The sequence below is a fragment of the Azohydromonas sp. genome, from assembly GCF_035325925.1.
In the GTDB taxonomy this organism is placed as follows: Bacteria; Pseudomonadota; Gammaproteobacteria; order Burkholderiales; family Burkholderiaceae_C; genus Calidifontimicrobium.
The window spans coordinates 1-24,090 of sequence record NZ_DAOKZA010000001.1 but is presented as its reverse complement, the minus strand read 5'-3'; the positions used below and the strand labels follow the sequence as shown (position 1 = coordinate 24,090).

20 protein-coding genes and 1 pseudogene are annotated in these 24,090 nt (G+C 72.3%); 4 read left to right on the top strand and 17 right to left on the bottom strand.

The window, feature by feature from the left end:
• Positions 1-123 precede the first annotated feature (123 nt).
• From PKC53_RS00105 to paaI, 12 genes are all read right to left on the bottom strand, one after another.
• Entirely contained in the window at positions 124-858 is a 735-nt protein-coding gene (locus PKC53_RS00105) for an ABC transporter ATP-binding protein (RefSeq protein WP_324425022.1), read from the bottom strand.
• A 144-nt stretch (positions 859-1,002) separates the two neighbouring features.
• Entirely contained in the window at positions 1,003-2,841 is a 1,839-nt protein-coding gene (locus PKC53_RS00100; RefSeq protein ID WP_324425020.1) for a branched-chain amino acid ABC transporter ATP-binding protein/permease, read from the bottom strand.
• A gap of 31 nt (positions 2,842-2,872) precedes the next feature.
• Complete coding sequence (locus tag PKC53_RS00095) at positions 2,873-3,901, bottom strand: branched-chain amino acid ABC transporter permease (RefSeq protein ID WP_324425018.1); 1,029 nt, start codon at positions 3,899-3,901, stop codon at positions 2,873-2,875.
• A gap of 95 nt (positions 3,902-3,996) precedes the next feature.
• Positions 3,997-5,145 carry an ABC transporter substrate-binding protein gene (locus tag PKC53_RS00090; RefSeq protein ID WP_324425016.1) on the bottom strand — a complete coding sequence of 383 codons (1,149 nt, stop codon included), beginning with the start codon at positions 5,143-5,145 and terminating at the stop codon, positions 3,997-3,999.
• 43 nt (positions 5,146-5,188) lie between these two features.
• A complete protein-coding gene (locus PKC53_RS00085) occupies positions 5,189-5,833 on the bottom strand; it encodes a TetR/AcrR family transcriptional regulator (protein WP_324425014.1) in 645 nt (214 codons plus the stop codon).
• Complete coding sequence (gene paaE, locus PKC53_RS00080; protein WP_324425012.1) at positions 5,833-6,921, bottom strand: 1,2-phenylacetyl-CoA epoxidase subunit PaaE; 1,089 nt, start codon at positions 6,919-6,921, stop codon at positions 5,833-5,835. Before paaE ends, PKC53_RS00085 begins: the two co-directional genes overlap by 1 nt.
• A 120-nt stretch (positions 6,922-7,041) precedes the next feature.
• Complete coding sequence (gene paaD / locus PKC53_RS00075) at positions 7,042-7,560, bottom strand: 1,2-phenylacetyl-CoA epoxidase subunit PaaD (protein ID WP_324425010.1); 519 nt, start codon at positions 7,558-7,560, stop codon at positions 7,042-7,044.
• On the bottom strand, positions 7,560-8,360 hold the full coding sequence (gene paaC, locus PKC53_RS00070) for a 1,2-phenylacetyl-CoA epoxidase subunit PaaC (protein WP_324425008.1): 801 nt from the start codon (positions 8,358-8,360) through the stop codon (positions 7,560-7,562). The genes paaD and paaC overlap by 1 nt, the downstream gene beginning before the upstream one ends.
• A 10-nt stretch (positions 8,361-8,370) precedes the next feature.
• Positions 8,371-8,670, bottom strand: coding sequence for a 1,2-phenylacetyl-CoA epoxidase subunit PaaB (gene paaB / locus PKC53_RS00065; protein ID WP_324425006.1), 300 nt, complete (start codon positions 8,668-8,670; stop codon positions 8,371-8,373).
• Positions 8,671-8,685: 15 nt separating this feature from the next.
• Positions 8,686-9,690 carry a 1,2-phenylacetyl-CoA epoxidase subunit PaaA gene (paaA, locus tag PKC53_RS00060; RefSeq protein ID WP_324425004.1) on the bottom strand — a complete coding sequence of 335 codons (1,005 nt, stop codon included), beginning with the start codon at positions 9,688-9,690 and terminating at the stop codon, positions 8,686-8,688.
• Positions 9,691-9,827: 137 nt separating this feature from the next.
• Positions 9,828-11,135, bottom strand: a complete 1,308-nt coding sequence (paaK, locus tag PKC53_RS00055) for a phenylacetate--CoA ligase PaaK (RefSeq protein ID WP_324425002.1) — start codon at positions 11,133-11,135, stop codon at positions 9,828-9,830.
• A 32-nt stretch (positions 11,136-11,167) separates the two neighbouring features.
• A complete protein-coding gene (gene paaI, locus PKC53_RS00050) occupies positions 11,168-11,611 on the bottom strand; it encodes a hydroxyphenylacetyl-CoA thioesterase PaaI (protein ID WP_324425000.1) in 444 nt (147 codons plus the stop codon).
• A 301-nt stretch (positions 11,612-11,912) separates the two neighbouring features.
• Between paaI and PKC53_RS00045 the strand changes: the two genes are divergently transcribed.
• Complete coding sequence (locus tag PKC53_RS00045; protein WP_324424998.1) at positions 11,913-13,331, top strand: coniferyl aldehyde dehydrogenase; 1,419 nt, start codon at positions 11,913-11,915, stop codon at positions 13,329-13,331.
• Positions 13,332-13,521: 190 nt separating this feature from the next.
• On the top strand, positions 13,522-14,673 hold the full coding sequence (locus PKC53_RS00040; protein WP_324424996.1) for an aminotransferase class V-fold PLP-dependent enzyme: 1,152 nt from the start codon (positions 13,522-13,524) through the stop codon (positions 14,671-14,673).
• Between the two features lie 97 nt (positions 14,674-14,770).
• Here the strand turns inward: PKC53_RS00040 and PKC53_RS00035 are convergent, their stop codons facing one another.
• From PKC53_RS00035 to PKC53_RS00020, 4 genes are all read right to left on the bottom strand, one after another.
• On the bottom strand, positions 14,771-15,190 hold the full coding sequence (locus PKC53_RS00035) for an acyl-CoA thioesterase (protein WP_324424994.1): 420 nt from the start codon (positions 15,188-15,190) through the stop codon (positions 14,771-14,773).
• 197 nt (positions 15,191-15,387) lie between these two features.
• Positions 15,388-16,809: an efflux transporter outer membrane subunit gene (locus tag PKC53_RS00030; protein WP_324424991.1), complete on the bottom strand. Its 1,422-nt coding sequence runs from the start codon at positions 16,807-16,809 to the stop codon at positions 15,388-15,390.
• A complete protein-coding gene (locus PKC53_RS00025; RefSeq protein WP_324424989.1) occupies positions 16,806-19,970 on the bottom strand; it encodes an efflux RND transporter permease subunit in 3,165 nt (1,054 codons plus the stop codon). The genes PKC53_RS00030 and PKC53_RS00025 overlap by 4 nt, the downstream gene beginning before the upstream one ends.
• A gap of 13 nt (positions 19,971-19,983) precedes the next feature.
• A complete protein-coding gene (locus tag PKC53_RS00020) occupies positions 19,984-21,198 on the bottom strand; it encodes an efflux RND transporter periplasmic adaptor subunit (protein WP_324424987.1) in 1,215 nt (404 codons plus the stop codon).
• 187 nt (positions 21,199-21,385) lie between these two features.
• On the opposite strand from PKC53_RS00020, the pseudogene PKC53_RS00015 reads away from it, so the two are divergent.
• Positions 21,386-21,601 (top strand): annotated as a pseudogene (locus PKC53_RS00015) (TetR family transcriptional regulator); the annotation flags it as partial.
• A 9-nt stretch (positions 21,602-21,610) separates the two neighbouring features.
• Positions 21,611-23,191 (top strand): phospholipid carrier-dependent glycosyltransferase, encoded by a 1,581-nt coding sequence (locus PKC53_RS00010; protein ID WP_324425371.1) that lies wholly within the window; start codon positions 21,611-21,613, stop codon positions 23,189-23,191.
• Here the strand turns inward: PKC53_RS00010 and PKC53_RS00005 are convergent.
• Positions 23,121-23,855 (bottom strand): hypothetical protein, encoded by a 735-nt coding sequence (locus PKC53_RS00005; RefSeq protein WP_324424985.1) that lies wholly within the window; start codon positions 23,853-23,855, stop codon positions 23,121-23,123. The genes PKC53_RS00010 and PKC53_RS00005 overlap by 71 nt on opposite strands.
• Positions 23,856-24,090: the final 235 nt, after the last annotated feature.

The following is a 24,090-nucleotide window of genomic DNA, read 5'->3' as shown; positions in this document are numbered from 1 at the left end:
CCGCGGTTGCCGCCCTCGCGTGCAACCTGCGGGCTGGCTGCGTCACCGACCCCGGTGTGCGCCGGCCGCGTCGCACGCTCGCGCGAGCTTCAGACCGCGCACACCGCCGCCCGCGGCCCGGTCTCAGGCGGCACGCGCCCCACCGAGACCGAGGTAGGTCTCGATGATGCGCGGGTCGCCCGCCAGTTCCCTCGCCCCGCCCGACAGCGCGACGGCGCCCATCTCGAGCACGTAGGCGCGGTCGGCGATCTGCAGCGCGGCACGCGCGTTCTGCTCGACCAGCAGCACCGCGACGCCCATGCCGCGCAGCCGCGCGACGGTCTGCAGCACCTCGCGAACAATCAGGGGCGCCAGCCCCAGCGATGGCTCGTCGAGCATCAGCAGGCGCGGGCGCGCCATCAGCGCGCGACCGATCGCCAGCATCTGCCGCTCGCCCCCCGACAGCGTGGCGGCCAGCTGCGCGCGCCGCTCCTGCAGCCGCGGGAACACCGCGAACACCTCGCGCATGCGCTCGCGCTGGTCGCGCTGGCCGCGCCGCCAGCGGGCGAAGCCGCCGAGCAGCAGGTTGTCCTCGACGCTCATCTCGGCGAACAGCTCGCGCTTCTCGGGCACGAGGCCCACGCCGCGCGCGACCATCGCCTCGACGCTGGGCCGGGCCAGCCGCTCACCGCCGAAGTGCAGATCGCCGCGGCTGGGCAGCAGTCCCATCGCCGCCGACAGCAGCGTCGTCTTGCCCGCGCCGTTGGGACCGATCACCGTGACGATCTCGCCCTCGTGCACCTCGAGGTCGACGCTGTGCAGCGCCTCGACCGGGCCGTAAGAAACGCAGAACCCGTGCAGCGACAGCAGCGCGCTCATGTCGACCCCCTGGCGCCTGCGGCGCCGCCCCCCGAGGGGGTTCGCGCGCTGGGGGCGGCCCGGCGCGCGCTCATGTCGACCCCCTGGCGCCTGCGGCGCCGCCCCCCGAGGGGGTTCGCGCGCTGGGGGCGGCCCGGCGCGCGCTCATGTCGTCGCCCCCACCAGCACCGCGCCGCCGACCACGTCGTCGACCGCGCTGCCCAGGTACGCCTCGAGCACGCGCGGATCGCTCTGCACCTCGGCGGGCGTGCCGCGCGCGATGACCTGGCCGAAGTCGAGGACGGTCACGCGGTCGGCAAGGTTCATCACGAACTCCATGTCGTGTTCGACGACGAGGATCGCCAACCCCTGCTCGCGCAGCTGGCGCAGCAGCTGTGCGAGTTCCTGCTTCTCGCGGTGACGCAGACCGGCGGCCGGCTCGTCGAGCAGCAGCACCGCCGGCGCGCCGGCCAGCGCGCGCGCGATCTCGACGATGCGCTGCGCCCCCAGCGGCAGCGCGCCGGCGGCCTCGTCGGCGTACGCGCCCAGCCCGCAGCGTTCGATCTGTCGGCGCGCCTCGGCGAGCAGCGCGGCCTCCTCGCCGCGGTCCAGGCGCAGCATCGCCGCCAGCCAGCCGCGCCGTCCGCGCAGGTGCGCGCCGAGCGCGACGTTGTCGAGCACGCTGCGCTCGCGCAGCAGCCGCACGTGCTGGAACGTGCGCCCCAGCCCGAGCGCGGCGAAGGCGCGCGACGGCTGCTTGACCATCTCGCGGCCCAGCAGCGTGACCTGGCCCTCGGTCGGGTCGTCGACGCCGGAGATCATGTTGAAGAAGGTGCTCTTGCCGGCGCCGTTCGGGCCGATCAGCGCGTGCACCTCGCCGGCGTGCAGGTCGAGGTCGACGCGATCGTTGGCCACCAGGCCGCCGAAGCGCTTGCTGACCTGTCGCGCGGTCAGCACCACGTCACCGCGCTGCGGCAGCGCGCGTGGCGCGAGCGCCCCGCCGCCCGCGCCGCGCGCCGCGGTGCCGGCGCGAACCCAGCGCCGCGACAGCCGCGCCAGCGTCGGCCACAGGCCGTCGGCGTAGCGCTGCAGCACCAGCATCATCAGCAGGCCGAACACGATCACCTCGAACGAGCCGCTGGCGCCCAGCAGCTGCGGCAGCACGTCCTGCAGCTCCTGCTTGAGCAGCGTCAGCAGCGCGGCGCCGAGCAGCGCGCCCCACAGGTGGCCGGCGCCGCCGACCACGGCCATGAACAGGTACTCGATGCCGATGTTCAGGTTGAACGGCGTCGGGTTCAGGAAGCGCTGCTGGTGCGCGTAGAGCCAGCCCGACAGGCCGGCCAGCAGCGCCGCGAGCACGAACACCTTGAGCCGGTAGCGGCCGGTATCCACGCCCATCGACTCGGCCATCACGCGACCGCTCTTGAGCGCGCGGATCGCCCGGCCCTCGCGCGAGTCGAGCAGGTTGGACATCGCCCACAGCGCGGCGAACACCACCAGCCACACCAGCACGCCCAGCGCGCGCGGCGACGCCAGCGACAGCCCCGGCAGCTCGATCGACGGGATGCCGCCCATGCCGGTGTGGCCGCCGAGCACGTCGAGATTGCCGAACACGAAGTACAGGCTCAGGCCCCAGGCGATCGTGCCCAGCGGCAGGAAGTGGCCCGACAGGCGCAGCGTCACCACGCCGAGCAGCCAGGCCACCAGCGCGGTCAGCGCCAGCCCCACCGCGAGCCCCAGCCACGGCAGCAGCGTCGATCCGCCCAGCCCCAGCGCCTGCGCGCCGGCGGTGCCGACCAGCGCGGTGCCGTAGGCGCCGAGCCCGACGAAGGCCGCCTGCCCGAACGAGGTCATCCCGGCCACGCCGGTGAGCATGACCAGCCCGATGGCCACCAGCGCGTACTGGCCGATGTTCGACAGCAGCGAGACCTGGAAGTCCGACAGCGTCGCGAAGCCGGCGAACACCGCCAGCGCGAAGGCCACCGACAGCACGCGCGGACTCATCGGCGCACCCCTGCGGCAGCGGCGCGCGCGCTCATTCGTCCTCCTCGACGTGGTGCGTGTGCAGCGAGCGCCACCACAGCACCGGGATGATCAGCGTGAACACGATGACTTCCTTGAACGCGCTGGCCCAGAACGACGAGAACGCCTCGAGCAGCCCGACGAGCAGTGCGCCGGCCACCGCCAGCGGGTAGCTGGCCAGCGCGCCGATGATCGCGGCGACGAAACCCTTCAGGCCGATCAGGAAGCCGGTGTCGAAGTAGATCGTCGTGATCGGCGCGATCAGCAGCCCCGAGACGGCGCCGATCAGCGCCGCCAGCGCGAAGCTCAGGTCGCCGGCCAGCTCGGTGGGGATGCCCATCAGCCGCGCGCCGGTGCGGTTCATCGCGGTGGCACGCAGCGCCTTGCCGACGATCGAGCGCTCGAAGAACAGGAACATCAGCGCCATCAGCGCGGCGGTCACGCCCATCACCACCAGCGCCTGTCCGGTGAACGGGATCCCGGCCAGGTCGAAGCGCGCGTCGGAGAACGCCGGCGTGCGCGAGCCCTCGGCGCCGAAGAACCACAGCCCCAGCCCCATCATCACGCCGTGCAGCGCCACCGAGACGATGAGCAGCATCAGCACCGTCGCGTGCGCCAGCGGCCGGTACGCCAGCCGGTACAGAAGCGGGCCGATCGGCGTGCAGATCAGCAGCGTCAGCGCCACCTGCGCCGGCATCGACGTCGGCGGCGCGAGCAGCGCCCAGCCCAGCGCAGCCAGCGGCAGCACCGCGCACCACAGCAGCGTGCCGCCCCAGTCGACGGTGCGCCCGCGCGCGCCGCGCCAGACCTCGGCGGCGATCGCCACCGCGCCCAGCGCCAGCGCGAGCCACAGCGTGGGCGGCGTCTTGCCCAGTTGCATCGCGGCGAGCGTCAGCGCCCCGAAGGCGACCAGTTCGCCCTGCGGGATGAAGATCACGCGCGTGACCGAGAACACCAGCACCAGGGTCAGCGCGAGCAATGCGTAGATGGCACCGTTGACGATGCCGTCCTGCCCCAGCAGCAGGGCGATCTGAAGGTCCATGCGGGATCCGTCGCGCGGGGGCCGCAGCCCCCGCTCGGGTGATTACGTCCGGGACGCCGCGCGCGGCGGCGCCCGGGCGATGCGCCAGCGGCCGCTTACTGGCCGAGGTACTTCCAGGCGCCGTTCTGGATCGTGACCATCACGCTGCCGCGCTGGTCGAGGCCGTTGTGGTCGTTCGGCGACATATTGAAGATGCCGTGCGCCCCGGGCAGGTTGGTGACGCCCTCGAGCGCGTCGCGCAGCGCGCTGCGGAACGCCGGCGTGCCGGGCTGCGCCTTCTTCAGTGCCTCGGCGGCGGCGCGCTGCATCAGCAGCCCGGCGTCCCAGGCGTGGCCGCCGAAGGTCGACGCGGACCCCTTGCCGTGCACCGCCTCGTACTTGGTCACGTACTCGAGCGCGCTCTTCTTCGCCGGGTGGCTGTCGGGCAGCTGCGCGGCCACCAGCATCGGGCCCGACGGCAGGATCGTGCCCTCGACGTCCTTGCCGCCGACGCGCAGGAAGTCGTTGTTCGCCACGCCGTGCGTCTGGTAGATCTTGCCCGCGTAGCCGCGCTCCTTGAGCGCCTTCTGCGGCAGCGCCGCCGGCGTGCCCGAGCCGGCGATCAGCACCGCGTCGGGCTTGGCCGCGATGAGCTTGAGCACCTGGCCGGTGACCGAGGTGTCGTTGCGGTTGTAGCGCTCGCTGGCCACCAGCTGCAGCGACTTCAGCGCCCCGGCCTTCTGGAACTCCTGCCACCAGCCTTCGCCGTAGGCGTCGGCGAAGCCGATGAAGCCCACCGACTTGACGCCATTGGCCGCCATGTGCGTGGCGATCGCCAGCGCCATCATGATGTCGTTCTGCGGCGTCTTGAAGACCCAGCGCTTCTTCGCGTCGACCGGTTCGACGATGCGCGCCGAGGCGGCCATCGAGATCATCGGCGTCTGCGCCTCGGCGACGACGTCGACCATCGCCAGCGACGCCGGCGTGATCGTCGAGCCGATGACCACGTCGACCTTGTGCTCGGTGATCAGCTTGCGCGTGTTGTTGACCGCGGTCGTGGTGTCGGACGCGTCGTCGAGCAGGATGTAGTTGACCTTCTGGCCGCCGATCTCCTTGGGCATCAGCTCGAGCGTGTTCTTCTCGGGGATGCCCAGCGACGCCGCCGGCCCGGTGGCCGACACCGTGACGCCGACCGTGATGTCGGCCACGGCGGCGAAGCTCGCTGCCGCCACCGCGGTGGCCAGCAGGGTCTTGATCCATCTCATCGTCTGTCTCCTTGTGACGTGGGGGTGGAAAAGCACGCGATTGTCAGGCACGCAGCGCCCGCATCTCTTGAAACGCGTCAAGTTCAGGGGCGGGCGCGTGCGTGGCCCGCAGCCCGCCGACGAACAGGTCGGCGACGATCGGCGCGAACGTCTCGTGGTCGAGCGTGCCGCCGGCGCGGAACCAGGTGAACATCCAGTTGACCATGCCGAACAGCAGCATCGTCAGCGGCTTGGCCAGCGCGGCGTCGGCCAGGTCGGGGCGCATCGCCGCCACCGTGCGCGCCACGGCGGCGACCAGCGCACGTTCGGTGCCCAGCACGCGCTCGCGGTCGTCGGCGTCGAGGAAGCGCACGTCGTCGGTGAGCACGCGGTGCGCGTGCTGCGCACCGGTGTAGGCGGCCACGATGCGGTGGATCAGCGCGCGCAGCTTCGGCTCGGGGTCGAGCTGCTGCGCGCCGATCTCGTCGGCCAGCGCGCGCAGCGTCAGCACGTGGCCCTCGCAGATCGACACCAGCAGCGCATGCTTGTCGCGGAAGTAGTGGTACAGCGTGGCCTTCGACAGCCCGCAGGCGTCGGCGATGTCGTTCATCGTCGTGCCCGCGTAGCCGCGGTGCGCGAACAGCTCGGCCGCGTGCGCGAGGATCGCCTCGCGCTGGTCGTCGTATCCGGCGGCGCGCCCGCGGGCCATCAGCGTTCGTCGAAGCTCAGCACCACCCGCTCGGTCAGCGGGTGCGACTGGCAGGTCAGCACGAAGCCGGCGGCGAGGTCGGCCTTGTCGAGCGCGAAGTTGCGGTCCATGCGCACCTCGCCCTCGATCAGCTTGGCGCGGCAGGTACCGCACACGCCCGAGGTGCACGAGAACGGCACCTCGAGCCCGGCGGCGGCCGCCGCGTCGAGGATGCTCGGCTGCTCGCGCCGGAACTCGATCTCGCGTCTCAGTCCGTCGCGCACGATGACCACGCGCGAGCGCTCGGCGTCGCCGGGCCGCGCCTCGTGCACGACGGCGTCGACCCGGCCGGCTTCGGTGGGGGCGACGCCGAAGCGCTCGACGTGCACGCGCTGTTCGGGCACCCCGGCGGCGAGCAGCGCCGCCTGCGCCTCGTCGTTCATCTGGAACGGGCCGCAGACGTAAGCGTGGTCGATCTCGGCCGGCGGCACCAGCGTGCGCAGGAACTCGCCGACCTTGTCGCGGTCGAGAAGGCCGTGGCTGATCGGCGCGTCGGTCGGCTCGTCGGAGAACACGTGCTGCAGCGACAGCCGCGCCATGTACGCGTTCTTCAGGTCCTCGAGCTCCTCCTTGAACATCGTCGAGGCCAGCGACCGGTTGCCGTAGATCAGCGTGAAGCGCGACTTCGGCTCGCGCGCCAGCACGGTCTTCATGATCGACAGGATCGGCGTGATGCCGCTGCCGCCGGCGACGCCCAGGTGGTGGCGCTTCGCGTGGGGCTCGATCGGCACGAAGAAGCGCCCCTGCGGCGCCATCACCTGCACGCTGTCGCCGGGGCGCAGCTGGCTGTTGATCCAGTTCGAGAAGACGCCGCCGCGCACCTTGCGCACGCCCACGCGCAGTTCGGCGTCGTCGACGCCGGCGCAGATCGAGTACGAGCGCCGCAGGTCCTGCCCGTCGACGGTGGCGCGCAGCGTCAGGTACTGGCCCTGCGTGAAGCCGAACACCTCGCGCAGGTCGGGCGGCACCTCGAACGTGACGATCACCGCCTCGGGCGTGTCGGGCTCGATGCGCTTGACGCGGAGGGAATGAAACAGAGGTGTGCTCATGTCGTGGGTTCCACCGGGCTGAACGCGATCCGCGCCGCAGGCCACGAGGTGCTCAGGCCGCCGCCGCCGACCCGGCTTCGCCGGCCGGCTGGCGCGGCCAAAGGCGCTTCTGGGGGTGGCTCATATCGGCTTGAAGTGCTCGAAGGGTTCGCGGCAGTCGAGACAGCGCCACAGCGCCTTGCACGCGGTCGAGCCGAAGGCCGACAGGCGTTCGGTGTGCGTGCTGCCGCAGCGCGGGCACTCAAGCGCGGTCACGGCGTCGCGGCGCACGACGCGGATCGGCGCCTCGCCGGCGACCGCGGCGGTGCCGGTGGGCGGCGCGATGCCGTACTCGCGCAGCTTGCGCCGCCCGGCCTCGCTGATCCAGTCGGTGGTCCACGCCGGCGCACGTCGCGTCGTCGCGCGCACCGGGCCGAGGCCCGCCGCGACCAGCGCGTCGACGACGCTCTTCTCGATGACCTCGGTGGCCGGACAGCCCGAGTACGTCGGCGTCAGCACCACCTCGAGCGAGTCGCCGTGGTCGACGACGTCGCGCACGATGCCGAGGTCGCGCACCGACAGCGCCGGCACCTCGGGGTCGGGCACGCCGTCGAGCGTGCGCCACGCGGCGTCGACGCGGTCGAGCGCCGCCTGCGCCATCACCAGGCCCCGCCCGGGTAGGCGCGCTGCAGGTACTGCAGGTCGGCCAGGATGTAGCCCATGTGTTCGCTGTGCACGCCGCGGCGGCCGGTGCTGACGAACTTGCTGTCGGGTGGCATCGCCAGCGTCGCCTCGTCGAGCAGCGCGCGCACCTCGGCCAGCCACGGCGCCTTCAGCTCGGCCACGCTCGGACCCAGGCCGCTGGCCTGCGCTGCGGCGTCGACCTCGTCGGCGTCGAACAACTCGGCGTGGTACGGCCACAGCTTCGCCAGTGCCGCCTCGGTGCGCCGGCGCGACTCGTCGGTGCCGTCGCCCAGCCGCGCGAGCCAGTCGCCGGCGTGCTGCTGGTGGTAACGCGCCTCCTTGAGCGCCTTGCCGGCGATCGCGGCCAGCTCGGGTTCGCTCGAATCGGCGAGCCGCTGCCACCACAGCTTCAGGTACGTCGACACCATCGCGCTGCGCACGATGGTCAGCGCGAAGTCGCCCGGCTTGCCCGTACCATTCGGCAGCTCGACCAGCGTCGGGTTCAGGTAGTCGCGCTCGTCGCGCAGGAACGCGAGTTGGTCCTCGTCGAAGACCCGGTCGCGGCCACGGCCCTCGACCTGGCCGGCCAGCGTCAGCAGCGCGCGCGACTGACCCACCAGGTCGAGCGCCATGTTGGTCAGCGCGATGTCTTCCTCGAGCACCGGCGCGTGGCCGCACCACTCGGCCAGACGCTGGCCCGAGATCAGGCAGGTGTCCGCCAGGCGCAGCAGGTAGCGCACCGCGGGGGTCCAGTGGATCGAGATCGACGCGCTCATGCCCGGTGCCTCACATGTGGTCGACTTCAGTCGGCAGCTTGTAGAAGGTCGGGTGGCGGTAGACCTTGTCCTCCATCGGGTCGAAGAACATGTCCTTGTCGCCGGGGTCGCTGGCGATGATCTGGTCGCTCTTCACGACCCAGATGCTCGATCCCTCCTGCCGGCGCGTGTACACGTCGCGCGCGAGCTGGATCGCCTGGCGTGCGTCGGCAGCGTGCAGGCTGCCGCAGTGCTTGTGGTCCAGCCCCGCGCGGGTGCGCACGAAGACTTCCCACAGCGGCCATTCATTGGGTGTGGCTTGCTCGCTCATCTCGGCCTCCTCGGCTCACGCGGCCCGGCGCTCGCGCGCGGCCCGCTTCGCGGCGTGCGCCAGCGCCGCCTCGCGCACCCAGGCGCCGTCGTCCCAGGCCTTGACGCGGTCGGCCAGGCGCTCGCGGTTGCAGGGCCCGTCGCCGCCGACGACGCGCCAGAACTCGTCCCAGTCGATCGCGCCGAAGTCCCAGTGCCCGCGCTGCTCGTTCCACTTCAGCGCTGGGTCGGGCAGCGTGACGCCGAGCACCTGCGCCTGCTGCACCGTCGCGTCGACGAACTTCTGCCGCAGGTCGTCGTTGCTGATGCGCTTGATGCCCCAGCGCATGCTCTGCGCGCTGTGCACGCTCTCGCTGTCGGGTGGGCCGAACATCATCAGGCTGGGCCACCACCAGCGGTTCACGGCGTCCTGCACCATCGCCCTCTGCGCGTCGGTGCCCTGCTGCATCATCACGAGCAGCGCGTCGTAGCCCTGGCGCTGGTGGAAGCTCTCCTCGCGGCAGATGCGGATCATCGCGCGCGCATAGGGCGCGTACGAGCAGCGGCACAGTGGCACCTGGTTCATGATCGCCGCGCCGTCGACCAGCCAGCCGATCACGCCGACGTCGGCCCAGGTCAGCGTCGGGTAGTTGAAGATGCTGCTGTACTTGGCCTTGCCGGTGTGCAGCGCGTCGAGCAACTGGTCGCGGCTGGTGCCCAGCGTCTCGGCGGCGGCGTAGAGGTACAGGCCGTGGCCGCCCTCGTCCTGCACCTTGGCCAGCAGGATCGCCTTGCGCTTGAGCGTGGGGGCGCGCGTGATCCAGTTGCCCTCGGGCAGCATGCCGACGATCTCGCTGTGCGCGTGCTGGCTGATCTGGCGCACCAGCGTCTTGCGGTAGTGCTCGGGCATCCAGTCCTTGGCCTCGATGAAGCCGCCGTCGTCGATGCGCGCGTCGAAGCGCTGCATCAGCTCGGCCTCCTCGAGCGTCGTGACCGCCTTGGCCTTCTCGGCACCTTCGACATCCATGGCTTGGGTGTACATGCAGCCTCCTGCAATGCGGACGGTTCAAGCGGCCGCCGCGGATCCGGCTTTGCCGGTCCGCTGGCGGCTCCCCACGGGGGCCGACAGGGCCCCTGCATGGCCTGAGCGGGAAGCGCCGAAGGCGCTACGGGGGTGGGTCATCTCGGCCTCTTGTCGATCACCCGCCGCGCCTTGCCGACCAGCGTGCGCTCGATCGAGTCGGGTGCGCCGACGCTGACGGTGGCGGTCACGCCGATCAGCGTCTTGATGCGGTGCTGCAGTTCGCGGCCGATCGCGTCGCGCTCGGCGTTCAGGTGCTGCGGCAGCAGCTCGACGAGCACCTGCAGCTCGTCGAGCAGGCCGGAGCGGGTGACGACGAGCTGGTACTGCCCCGACAGCGCGCCGTGCTGCAGCACCAGTTCCTCGATCTGCGTCGGGAACACGTTGACGCCGCGGATGATCAGCATGTCGTCGCTGCGCCCGACGATCTTGCCCATGCGACGCATGCTGCGCGCGGTCGGCGGCAGCAGCCGCGTGAGGTCGCGCGTGCGGTAGCGGATCACCGGCAGCGCCTCCTTGGTCAGCGTCGTGAAGACGAGCTCGCCCTCCTCGCCGTCGCTCAGCACGCGGCCGGTGTCGGGGTCGATGATCTCGGGGTAGAAGTGGTCCTCCCAGATCACCGGGCCGTCCTTGGCCTCGATGCACTCGTTGGCCACGCCCGGGCCCATGACCTCGGACAGACCGTAGATGTCGACCGCGTCGATGCCCGCGCGCACCTCGATGTCGTGGCGCATCGCCTCGGTCCAGGGCTCGGCGCCGAAAATGCCGACCTTGAGCGACGACGCGCGCGGGTCGAGGCCCTGGCGCTCCATCTCCTCGATGATCACCTGCATGTAGCTGGGCGTGACCATGATGATGTCGGGGCGGAAGTCGGCGATCAGCTGCACCTGCTTCTCGGTCTGGCCGCCGGACATCGGGATCACGGTGCAGCCCAGCCGCTCGGCGCCGTAGTGTGCGCCCAGCCCGCCGGTGAACAGCCCGTAGCCGTACGCGACATGGACGATGTCGCCCCGTCGCCCGCCGCTGGCGCGGATCGAGCGCGCGACCAGGTCGGCCCAGGTGTCGATGTCGCGCTGCGTGTAACCCACGACCGTGGGCTTGCCGGTGGTGCCGCTGCTGGCGTGCACGCGCACCACCTGCTCGCGCGGCACCGCGAACATGCCGAACGGGTAGTGGTCGCGCAGGTCCTTCTTCGTGGTGAACGGGAACTGCGCCAGGTCGGCGAGCGACTTGCAGTCCGACGGGTGCACGCCCCGCGCGTCGAACGCGGCCTTGTAGTGCGGCACGTTCTCGTAGGCGCGCTGCAGCGTGCGCTGCAGGCGCTGCAACTGCACGGCCTGCAGTTCGTCGCGGCTGGCGGTCTCGATCGGCTCGAGGTCGCCGGGGGCGGGCTGCTTGACGGGCATCGGCGGCTCTCCTCGGTGGTGGGCGATCGCGCTCAGCGCGCCGCGGGGACGGCAGGACGACCCTTCGCGGTGTACGAGCGGCCGCGGAACATCGCGACGCGCTCGCCGCGCTGGTTGCGCACCTCGGCGTCGTACAGCCCGGTGCGCCCGCTGCGCGAGACCTCCACGCAGGTGGCGGTCAGCACGTCGCCCGGGCGCCCGGGGGCGAGCAGGTCGATCGCGAAGCCCGAAGCGACCGTCAGCTCGTCGTACGAGTTGCAGGCGTAGGCGAACGACGAGTCGGCCAGCGTGGCGATCAGCCCGCCGTGGCAGATGTCGTGCCCGTTGAGCATGTCGTCGCGCACCGTCATGCGCAGCACCGCGCGGCCGGGGCCGACCTCGAGCACCTCCATGCCGAGCGCCTTCGTCGCGCGGTCGTTGGCCAGCATGCCTTCGCGCACGCGGTCGGCGATCTGCTGCGGGCTGGGCGGGGGCATCGGCTCCTCGGAGGGGGTGCAGGGGGCGGTCACAGGTCTCGCGGCGAGCGCGACCGGACACATCCGGGTGCGGGCTCATCGCACGCCGTCGTGTTTCGAATTGATTCGACCAAACGGTCGGTAGATGATATTCGGCACGGGCGTCTTGACGCAAGGCAGTTCGATCGGGACTTGCCCGGATGCGCGGCCCTCTGCCCACGCTACCGGCCCGGCCGCACGGCCCCCCGAAGGCGCGCGGCGCTGCCGCCGGACTGGAGCGGTGGCTCCAATCCGGCGCCCCGGCGCCGACTACGATGCGCGCATGAACATCGTCGATGCCCCCACCGGCTTGGTCCAGCGCTTCGAGGCCCAGCGCAGCGCGTTCACCGTCGAGCCCTACCCCGACTGGCCGACGCGCGCGCAGCGCCTGCGCAAGCTGCAGCGCATGGTGGCACGCCACGAGGCCGAGTTCGCGAAGGCGATCGACGCCGACTTCGCCGGCCGCCCGCGCTTCGAGACCGACCTGGCCGAGCTGTGGCCCAGCCTCGAGGAGGTCAAGGTCGCGCTGCGCGAGGGCCGCGGCTGGATGAAACCGCAGCGCGCCCCGGTGGCCAAGTGGTTCCTGCCCGCCGGCGCGCAGGTGCTGCCGCAACCGCTGGGCGTGGTCGGCATCATCGTGCCGTGGAACTACCCGCTGTTCCTCGCGGTCGCGCCGATGGTCGCGGCGATCGCCGCCGGCAACCGCGTGATGGTGAAGATGAGCGAGTACACCCCGCGCTTCTCCGAACTGTTCGCGGCGCTGTGCGCGCAGGCCTACGCGCCGGACGAGGTCGACGTGGTCACCGGCGCGGCCGACGTGGCGGCGCAGTTCGCCGCGCTGCCCTTCGACCACCTGCTGTTCACCGGCTCGACCGCGGTCGGGCGCAAGGTGATGGCCGCGGCCGCGCAGAACCTGACGCCGGTGACGCTGGAACTGGGCGGCAAGTCGCCCACCGTCGTCGCGCCGGGCTACCCGCTGGCCAAGGCCGCCGAACGCATCCTGGTGGGCAAGCTGCTCAACGCGGGCCAGACCTGCATCGCCCCCGACTACGTGCTGCTGCCGCGCGAGGCGGTCGAGCCGTTCGTCGCCGCCGCGCGCGAGACGGCGCAACGCCTGTACCCGCAGGGGCTGGCCGACGCGCACTACTGCAGCGTCGTCGACATGCGCCAGTACCGGCGGCTGACGCAGGGGCTCGACGACGCGCTGGCGCGCGGCGCACGCGCCGACGTCCTGTTCGCCGGCGCCGCACGCGACGACGCCGGCCACCGGCTGGCGCCGGTGCTGCTGCACGGCGCACCGGCCGACAACGCGCTGATGACCGACGAGATCTTCGGCCCGGTGCTGCCGGTGCTGGCGTACGACGAGGTCGACGAGGCCATCGCCCACGTCAACGCCGGGCCGCGCCCGCTGGCGCTGTACTGGTTCGACGACGACCGCGCACGCACGCGCCGTGCGCTCGAGCGCACGCATGCCGGCGGCGTCACCGTCAACGACACGCTGCTGCACGTCGCACAGTACGAACTGCCGTTCGGCGGCGTCGGCCACTCGGGCATGGGCCACTACCACGGGCGCTGGGGCTTCGAGACCTTCAGCAAGCTCAAGCCGGTGGTCTGGCAGGCCAAGCTCAACGCGATGTCGCTGTTCCTGCCGCCGTACCGCCCGCTGGCGCACAAGATGCTGCGCCTGATGAAGCGGGTGTAGTGCCCCGGTGCGCAGGGCTCGCGCGGCCCGCCGGCGCCGCGACAGGTGCACGGCGCCGCGCGGCTCGGCGAGCCCCCCTGAAGCGATGCCCCGACCCGCGGAAGGTCCGGCGCGACGGTGCTAACCTGAGCGTCAACCCACGCGGCGGCTGCGCCAGCGCGCGCACCGCCCGCATCCTGCGGAGATCCCCATGCCCGGCCTGCTGCCCGACGTCGACCCCGACGGACTGCTCGAGTATTCGGTCGTCTACACCGACCGCGCGCTGAACCACATGTCGCGCCGCTTCGGCGGCGTGATGCGCGACATCGCCGAGGTGCTCGAGCAGGTCTACGGTGCGCACGCCTGCGCCGTGGTGCCCGGCAGCGGCACGTTCGGCATGGAGGCGGTGGCGCGCCAGTTCGCCACCGGCCGCAAGTGCCTGGTGATCCGCAACGGCTGGTTCAGCTACCGCTGGACGCAGATCTTCGAGATGGGGGCGATCCCGTCGCAGGAGATCGTGCTCAAGGCGCGCCGCGTCGAGCCCGGTGCGCGGGCGCCGTGGGCGCCGGCGCCCGTCGACGAGGTCGTCGCGACGATCGCGCGCGAGCGCCCGGCGCTGGTGTTCGCGCCGCACGTCGAGACCGCGGCCGGCATGATCCTGCCCGACGACTACCTGCGCGCCGTCGCCGACGCGGTGCACGCCGCGGGCGGGCTGTTCGTGCTCGACTGCATCGCCTCGGGCGCGATGTGGGTCGACTTGCGCGCCACCGGCGTCGACGTGCTGGTCAGCGCCCCGCAGAAGGGCTGGACCGGCTCGCCCGGCTGCGCCTTCGTGATGCTGTCCGAACGCGCGCGCGCCGCGATCGACGGCACCACCAGCACCAGCTTCGCGTGCGACCTGAAGAAGTGGTTGCAGATCATGGACACCTACAAGTCCGGCAGCCACGCTTACCACACGACGATGCCCACCGACGCGCTGGCGCGCACGCGCGACGTGATGCACGAGACGCGCGCGATCGGCTTCGAGACGCTGCGCCGCCAGCAGGCCACGCTGGGCCAGCGCGTGCGCACGGTGCTCGAGAACCGCGGGCTGCCCAGCGTCGCTGCGCCGGGTTTCCAGGCGCCGGGCGTGGTCGTCAGCTACACCGACGACCTGGGCTTCGCCAGCGCGCAGGCCTTCGCGGCGCTGGGCCTGCAGACCGCCTCGGGCGTGCCGCTGCAATGCGACGAGGGGCCCGACTTCCGCAGCTTCCGCATCGGATTGTTCGGCCTGGACAAGCTGCAGCACGTCGAGCGCACGGTGGCCACGCTGGAGGCCGCCGTGACGCAGGCGCTGGCCGCGCGTGCACGCCGGGCGGCGTAGCGTCGCGCGGCGCGGCCGCGGCCGTGCCGACGCAGCCCGGGCAACCGGACCACGTCGTGCCTGAGCCGCCCGGGGCGCGGACCGGGCGCGGGGGCGCTCAGGTGCACAGCGCCTTGATGTCTTCGGGGATCGGGATCGCGCGGATGCGGTCCGCGTCGTCGGGGTCGCGCATCACGAAGGCGCGCACCTCGGCGCCCTCGCACAGCACGTCGGCGCCGCGGCGCACGACGTGGCGGTGACGGAAGGTCTTGGCCGCCCACGACTCGATCGAGGTGTGCACCTCGATCGTCTGGCCGTAGGTCGCCGGCTTGAAGAAGCGCGTGTGGATCTCGAGCAGCGGCGTGCCGACGATGCCACGCGTCTTGTTCAGCTCGCGCCACGGCGGCACGCCGCAGGCCATGAAGAACGCCAGCGACGCCTCGTCCATCCAGCGCGAGAAGTTCGGGAAGAACACGATGCCGGCGGGGTCGCAGTCGCCGAAGTGCACGTCGACCCGGTGGATGTGCGTCTTGCTCATGGGCAGCGGTGGGACGAAGTGCGCGATTGTCGGGCCTGCCCGGACTCTGCGGCACGGCCGGCCCGCGGTGCGTCGCGCAGTGGCCGCGCGCGGCTGCGCACGATGCGGCGTCACCACGCCCCCGGAAGCCGTCGATGCCCCGGCTGCCCGCCACACCGCACCGGGCGAACCTCAGCCGCGGCGTGCGCGGCGCGCGTTCAGCGCGGCGACGGCGCCGGCAGCGGCGCGAGTGCCCCGCCGCCGAGCACGCGGTACAGCAGCAGTGCGTTCTGCCGCTCGGCCAGCAGCGCCTGCACCACCGCCTGCCGCGCCGCCAGCGTCGCGCGCTCGGCGTCGAGCCGCTCGAGCGCGCTGGCCGCGCCGTGCGACAGCAGCATCTCGGTCAGCGCCAGGCGCTGCGCCTCGGCGCGCGCCTGATCCTGCAGCGCCTCGCGCTGCGCGCCCAGCGTCGCGCGCGCGGCCAGCGCGTCGGCGACCTCGCGGAACGCGGTCTGGATCGCGCTGTCGTACTGCGCCAGCGCGATCTCGCGCGCGGCCCGCGTCGCCGCCAGGGTCGCCTCGTTGCGCCCGGCGTCGAACAGCGGCTGCAGCAGTTGCCCGCCGAAGCTCCATGCGGTGTTGCCGAACAGCCCCGACAGCTCGGTGCTCGCGGTGCCGACGCTGCCGGTGAGCGTGATGCGCGGGAAGAAGGCCGCGCGCGCGGCACCGATGTCGGCGTGCGCGGCGATCAGCTGCTGCTCGGCGGCGCGCACGTCGGGGCGCTGCAGCAGCACCTGCGACGGCAGCCCGGCCGGCAGGTCGGCAAAGCGGTGCTCGGCCAGCGACCGCGGCGCCGGCAGATCGTCGGGCAGCGGCCGGCCGACGAGCAGCACCAGCGCGTTGAGGTCCTGTGCGCGCTGGCGCCGCAGCGCCTGCAGGTTGGCGCGCGCCGCGGCGACCAGCGACTCGGCACCGCGCAGCTCGGGCTCGGCGGCGACGCCACCGTCGAAACGCGTGCGCACCAGCGACAGCGACGCCTCGCGCGACGCGAGCACCGCCTCGGTGACGGCGAGCAGCTCGTCGTCGGCGCGCAGCGCGAGTTCGGCCGACGCGACCCCCGCGACCAGGCTCAGCTGCGCCGCGCGGCGGCCCTCGTCGCTGGCCAGCAGCCGCGACGCGGCGGCGTCGGTGAGGCTGCGCACGCGGCCGAACAGGTCGAGCTCGAAGCTGGCGAGCGCGAAGCCGACGGTGTAGCGGCTCGCGTCGGCGCTGCGGTCGACCGTGCCACCGACGCCGACGCTGGGCAGGCGGTCGGCCTGCTGCACGCCCAACAGCGCACGCGCGCGCTCGACGTTGAGCACCGCGACGCGCAGGTCGCGGTTGTTCTCCAGCGCCAGCTGGACCAGCGCGCGCGTGCGCGCATCGTGCAGGTAGTCCTGCCAGGCGATCTCGGCGGCGGGGGTGGCCGCCGGTGCGGCCGGCGGCGCCGGATCGGGGAACGCCGCGGCCACCGGTGGGCTCGGGCGCTCGTAGGCCGGTGCCAGCGCACAGCCGGCCAGCACCAGCGCCAGCGCGCCGGCCAGCGCGGTCCGCGACCGCGCAACGGCCGCACCGCGCTCGCTTCGGGCGGGTCTGATCATCGGTCCTCCCGCGGCGCGTGCAGGTTGAGGTTCTCGCTTTCGTGGCGGTACGCGCGCAGCTGCCGCTCGCTGGGCTTGAACAGCCGTCGCACGACCACGAAGAACACCGGCACGAAGATCACGGCCAGCAGCGTGCCGCTGATCATGCCGCCGACGACGCCGGTGCCGATCGCGCGCTGGCTCGCCGATCCCGCGCCGGTGGCCAGGAACAGCGGCAGCACGCCCAGCGTGAACGCCATCGAGGTCATCACGATCGGGCGGAATCGCAGCTTCGCCGCGGCCAGCGCCGCCTCGAGCGCGCTCTTGCCCTGCGCCTGCAGGTCCTTCGCGAACTCGATGATCAGGATCGCGTTCTTTGCCGACAGCCCGATGATCGTCACCAGCCCGACCTGGAAGTACACGTCGTTGGCCAGGCCGCGGCCCAGTGTCGCGAGCACCACGCCGAGCACGCCCAGCGGCACCACCAGGATCACCGCCAGCGGAATGGCCCAGCTCTCGTACAGCGCGGCCAGGCACAGGAACACCGCCAGGATCGCGAAGCCGTACAGCACGAAGGCCTGCGCACCGGCGATCTTCTCCTCGCGGCTGATGCCGGTCCACTCGTAGCCGAAGCCCGGCGGCAGCTGCGCGGCCAGCCGCTCCATCTCGGCCATCGCGTCGCCGGTGCTGTAGCCCGGCGCGGCGCTGCCGCCGATGCGCATCGCCGGGTAGCCGTTGTAGCGCACCGTCTGCATCGCGCCGGTGACCCAGCGCGTGGTCGCGAACGCCGACAGTGGCACCGGCTGGCCGCGCGCGTTGACCGCGTTCAGACGCAGCAGGTCCTCGGGCTGCATGCGCGCCGGCGCGTCGGCCTGCACGACGACGCGCTGCAGCCGGCCGCGGTTCGGGAAGTCGTTGACGTAGGCCGAGCCGAGCGCGGTGGCGATCGTCGCGTTGACCGCGTCGAATCCCACGCCCAGCGCGGCGGCCTTGTCGCGGTCGACGTCGATCTGCAGCTGCGGCGCGTCCTCGAGGCCGTCGGGGCGCACCTGCGTCAGCACCGGGCTCTGCGACGCCATGCCCAGCAGCTGGTTGCGCGCCCCCACCAGCGCGTCGTGGCCGAGACCGCCGCGGTCCTGCAGCCGGAAGTTGAAGCCCGACGCGGTGCCCAGCTCGGGGATCGGCGGTGGGCTCAACGGGAAGATGAACGCGTCGCGCACGCCCATCAGCGCGCCGAAGGCGCGGCCGGCCAGCGCCTGCGCCGAGTTCGCGGGATCGGCGCGCTCGGCCCAGTCCTTCAGCGTGACGAAGGCGAGCGCCGCGTTCTGCCCTTGCCCCGAGAAGCTGAAGCCGAGCACGCCGACCATGCTCTGCACCTCGGGCTGCTCGAGCATGAAGGCCTCGACCTGCTCCATCGCCACGCGCGTGCGCTCCTGCGTCGCGCCCGGCGGCAGCTGCACGCTGACGATCAGGTTGCCCTGGTCCTCGGCCGGCAGGAAGGCGTTGGGCAGGCGCAGGTAGACCCAGCCGAGCACGCCGACGATGACCGCATAGATCACCAGCATGCGCCCGGCGCGCGGCAGGATGCGTTCGACCAGCGCCCCGTAGCCGCCGGCGGTGCGGCGGAAGCCGCGGTTGAACCAGCCGAACGGCGCGCGCGTGGCGTGCGCGTGCGAGGGGTCGACCGGCTTGAGCAGCGTCGCGCACAGCGCCGGCGTCAGCGACAGCGCCATGAACGCCGAGAACGAGATCGAGGCCACCATCACCGCGGCGAACTGGCGGTAGATGTTGCCCACCGAGCCGGCGAAGAAGGCCAGCGGCACGAACACCGAGATCAGCACCACGGTGATGCCGATGATCGCGCCCTGGATCTGCCCCATCGCCTTGCGCGTGGCCTCGCGCGGCGGCAGGCCCTCCTCGTTCATGATGCGCTCGACGTTCTCGACGACGACGATGGCGTCGTCGACGACGATGCCGATCACCAGCACCATGCCGAACATCGTCAGCACGTTGATCGAGAAGCCCAGCGCCAGCAGCACCGCGAAGGTGCCCAGCAGCGCCACCGGCACGACGATCGTCGGGATGATCGTGTAGCGGATCTTCTGCAGGAACAGCAGCATCACCAGGAACACCAGCCCCACGGCCTCGAGCAGCGTGATCGCCACCTGACTGATCGAGATGCGCACGAAACGCGAGCTGTCGTACGGGATCGCGTACGTCATGCCCGGCGGGAAGTAGCGCTGCAGTTCGTCCATCTTCGCGCGGACCGCGTCGGCGGTGGCCAGCGCATTGCCGGTGGGCGACAGCTGCACGCCGATGCCGGTCGACGGCTGGCCGTTCAGGCGCGCGGTGGTGGCGTAGAACTGCGCGCCGAGCTCGACGCGCGCGACGTCCTTCAGCCGCACGCTCGAGCCGTCGGCGTTGGCGCGCAGCAGCACGTTGCCGAACTGCTCGACGCTGGCGAGCTGCCCGTCGACGACCACCGTCGCGGTGATCGCCTGCCCGGCGACGTTGGGCAGCTCGCCGATGCTGCCCGCCGAGACCTGCGCGTTCTGCGCGCGGATCGCCGCGACCACGTCGGCGCTCGACAGGCCGAAGCCGAGCAGGCGCGCCGGGTCGATCCAGATGCGCATCGCCTGCTCGGTGCCGAACAGCTGGGCCTGCCCGACGCCGGGCACGCGCTGCAGCTCAGGCAGCACGTTGCGCGACGCGTAGTCGCCCAGGCGCACCGGGTTCCACGCGGGGTCGCTCGAACTGAGGATCGTGAACAGCAGGAAGTTCGCGCGCGCCTTGTCGACGCGCACCCCCTGCTGCGTCACCACCGAGGGCAGCCGCGGCGTCGCGCGCGACAGCCGGTTCTGCACCTCGACCTGCGCCAGGTCGGCGTTGGTGCCCGACTCGAAGGTCAGCGTGATGCTGCCGCTGCCGTTGGCCTGCGCCACCGACTCCATGTAGATCAGCCCCGGTGCGCCGTTCATCTCGCGCTCGATGACCGAGAGCACGCTGTCCTCGAGCGTCTGCGCCGACGCGCCCGGGTAGGTGGCCGAAACGATGATCGACGGCGGCGCCACCGGCGGGTACTGCGACACCGGCAGCTGCGTGATCGCCACGCCGCCGAGCACCATCACGAACAGCGCGATGACCCACGCGAAGATGGGCCGGTCGATGAAGAAGCTGGCCATGCGCCGCTCCCGCTCAGCGGCTGGCCGCCGCGGCCGGGGCGCTCGCCGCCGCCGAAGCCGACGCCGCCGGCTGCCACGGCACCGGCGTCACCGGGGCGCCCGGCACGAACATCTTCTGGAAACCGTCGACGACGACGCGGTCGCCGGCCTTCAGCCCCGCGGTGACGATCCAGCGACCGTCGTGCGCGCCGGCGACCGTCACCTGGCGCGGTTGCGGCTTGTTGTCGTCGCCGACGACGAGCACGGTGTCGCCCTGCTGCGATCGCGTCACCGCCTGCTGCGGCACCAGCATGCCGTCGGGCAGCGCGGCCTGCGACAGGCGAACGCGCACGTACTGGCCCGGCAGCAGCAGGCCGTCGGCGTTGGGCACCTCGGCGCGCAGCGTGACCTGCCCTGAGGTCGCGTCGACGGACAGGTCGCTGAACAGCAGCCGCCCGGGGCGCGGCAGCTCGCTGCCGTCGTCGAGCACCACGCGCACCGCCACCGCGTCGCCGGACAGGCGCTGCAGCCGGCCCGCCGCCTGCGCCTGCCGCAGCCGCAGCAGCTCGGCGCTGGACTGCGTGAAGTTCACGTACACCGTGCCCACCTGCTGGATCAGCGCCAGTTGCGTCGCCTCGGCGGCGCTGACCAGCGCGCCCTCGGTGACCAGCGCGCGGCCGATGCGTCCGGCGATCGGCGCGGTGACACGCGCGTAGTCGAGGTTGATGCGCGCCGTCTGCACCGCGGCGCGCGCCGCGGCGACGTCGGCCTCGGCGGTCTGGCGCGCCGCCATCGCGTCGGCGTACAGCTGCTCGCTGACCGCCTTGGCCTGCGCCAGCGGCTGGTAGCGCTGCGCCGTGGCGCTGGCCTGGGCCAGCGCCGCCTGCGCGCGCGCCAGCGTGGCCTGGGCGCTGTCGAGCGCCGCCTGGTACGGCGCGGGGTCGATCTGGAACAGTGGCTGCCCGGCCCTGACCTCGCTGCCTTCGGTGAACAGGCGACGCTGCACGATGCCGGTGACACGTGCACGCACCTGCGCCACGCGCACCGGCTCGACGCGCCCGGGCAGCTCGGTGGTCAGCGGCACCGACTGCGGCTGCACCGTGATCACGCCGACCGGCGGCGGGGGCGGCGCGGCCGGTGCCCCACCCCCCGGCGGGCCGCCCGACGTGCCACCGCCACAGGCGGCCAGCAGCAGCACCAGCAGCAGCGCAGATCGACGCGGGGCGACGGGCGGCACGGGATGGTTCACGGCGAGGACCTCGATGGTCGTGAGCACACACGGCGGGCGCCCGCGCTGAACGCGGGCGCCGGGGGCGGAAGTCGGGGGTCGGGCAACGGCTTGACGCCGCACAAACGAGATCGTGCCAGCGCTTGACGTGCATTTTATACATACGAGAATGTATGTTTGTTGACGGCTCCCTCCAACCGCAGCGCCGATGGCCCGCCGCACCAAGCAGGAAGCCCAGGCCACCCGGGCTGCGATCCTCGACGCCGCCGAGCGGCTGTTCCACGAGCGCGGCGTCGCGCGCACGACGCTGCAGCACGTCGCGCAGGCCGCCGGCGTCACCCGCGGCGCGATCTACTGGCACTTCGCCGACAAGGCCGACCTGTTCAACGCGATGATGGAGCGCGTCTACCTGCCGCTCGAACAGACCTCGGCGATGCACCACCCGGTGCCCGGCGAGCCGCCGCTGGAGGCGCTGCGCCGCGACCTGCTCGACCTGTTCGCGCGCACCGTGACCGACGCGCAGCTGCGCCGCGTGTTCGAGATCGCGCTGCAGCGCATCGAGCACGGCGAGGCGATGGCGCCGGTGCGCGAACGCCTGCAGCAGGCGGTAGCCCCGCCCGTTGGGCCGGGCGGGGGGGGCCCGCGCGGGGGCCGCGCCGCCGGGGGGGGAGGGCGGGGGCCGGCGCGCGGGGTGCCCGCGCCGGGCGACGGGGGGGGGCGGTCCGCCAATTCCGGCACCGGCCAGTCGCTGGTCGCGCTCCCCGCCTATGTCGCCGCCGAGTACCTGATCTCGCACGTCCTGCCGTTGGACATCGGCATCGACCCGTATGGCAACCAGCTGACCGGGACGCTGGTCTACGGCACAAGCCTGGTCAACGCGCTGTTCGGTGGCGCGACAGTCGCATTGCTCTTCCTGCTGGCGGTCGAGCTCGGCTACCGGCAGCGGACGGCGCTGGTCTTGGCCGGGCTGCTGGCGTTCGGCACGCTGCTGGCCCACTACGCGGCCTCGTTCCTCAGCGAGCCGCTGACCGCGTTGTGCCTGACGGCGGTCGTCTACGGGCTGGTGCGTGCCAGGTCGGCGGGGATGGCCCCTGCCTGGCTGGCGCTCTCCGGCTTCGCGGCCGGCCTGGCGCTGGCGACGAAGCTCGCGATCGGGGTCGCGCTGGTCGCGCCGGGGCTGTGGCTGCTCTGGCTGGTCTGGCAGCGCGAGCGCGGGTTGACCCGCGGCGCGGCGCGGGCGTTGCTGGCCTGGGGGGCGCCGGTGGCGCTCTGGCTGGCCGGGATCGGCGCCTACAACTGGGCGCGCTTCGGCAGCCCGCTCGACAGCGGTTACGGGGAGGAGGCGAGCGCCTACACGACGCCGCTGCTGACAGGGCTGGAGGGGCTGCTGCTCTCACCCGGGCGCGGGGTGTTCTGGTACGACGCGCCGCTCATGCTGGCGCTGGCCGGCGCGGTCTGGTTCGGCCGGCGGCATCCGGGGCCGGCCCTGGTGATTCTCGGCATGCTGGCCGGGACGCTGCTGCTCTATGGCCGCTACTACGTCTGGTGGGGCGGGGGCGTCTGGGGACCGCGCTTCCTGGCGCCGCTGCTGCCGCTGCTCCTCTTGCCGGCCGCCGAGGTGGTCGAACGCGCTTGGGCGGGGCGGTATGCGGCGGTGGCGGGTGTTGCGGCCGTCGCGGTCGCCGAAATCGCCGTGACGCTGCTGCCGTTGCTGGCGCCGTTCGACCGCTACGTCGTCGAGTACGCCGCCTCGCCAGAGACGTTGCGCGACGCGCTCTGGAACATCGCCGACTCGCCGATCGTCGTCGCGGCCGGGGACGTACTGGACGGAGAGGTGACGCTCGACGTCGCGGCGATGCGATACGGGGAGGGGCGGCTCGTCGTGATCTCGCTGCTGAGCGGGGCTCTCGGGCTGGCGCTATTGGCCGCGGCAGCGGTGCGTGTCAGTCGGGCCGCACCCGCAAGCGGACGGCCTTCCCCATCGACGCCAGATAGCCGAGCAGCGTCGAGATGAAGAGGATGATGCCGGCCATCTCGAGCGTCTCCTCGACGCCGACCATCAGCCGGTAGGGCATGTTCTCGACCCCGTGCTGGGTGTCGTAGCGCCCCTCGATCGCCGCCAGCAGCAGCGCGCCGGCCAGGAAGAGGGCTGCGGCGATAACGAATTGGCGGCGCACCGGCGACGGCAGGTGCAGGAGGAAGCGCAGGTAGGCCAGCCCGACCAGCGCGACCAGCGCCGCGGCCGGGATGATCCAGGCGTAGGCGAGGAAGCCGCTGGTGTCGAACACCTCACGCAGGGTGTACGAGGTGTGGCCGTGGACGTCGGCGGCGTCGTCGATCGACAGCGTCAGGAAGATGACCGCCAGCGCCGTCCAGTGGCGCGCGTACGGGTCGCTGGCCGCGCGTGTGCCGCTGGCGATGATTGTCAGCACGCCGGCCGCGACGAGCAACAGCGCGACTGAGTACCAACTCGGGATCGAGACTTCCTCCCACATATCGAACAGGACGTAGAGGTTGTCGGCCGCGAAGAAGGTCAGGCCGAAGACGTAGCGATTGAGCGAGACGAGCAGGTGGGCGACGAGCAGCAGCCCGGCGACGACTGAGAGCAGCCGCGCCAGCCCCTCTCGTGGGATGGTCAGCTCGACCTCCCGCACTACTTGCCGCGTTGTGATCGCCATGCGTCTCCCCTCCGGCCGGCCGTGATCCTATCAGGGTGAGGGATGAGGCAAAAGGGATGAGTGGGGCGCGGATGCCTCGCGCGACGGCTCGGTGCAGGATGTCCCGCGTCCCGTCAATCGTCGGGCAAGGTGATGCTGAAGTGTTCGCGGAGGGCGGTGTGGATGGCGGCATGGTTGGGGAGTACGCGTTCTTCGCGGCCGGCCGGAGTCGTGATGATGAGGCGGTCGCCAGCGA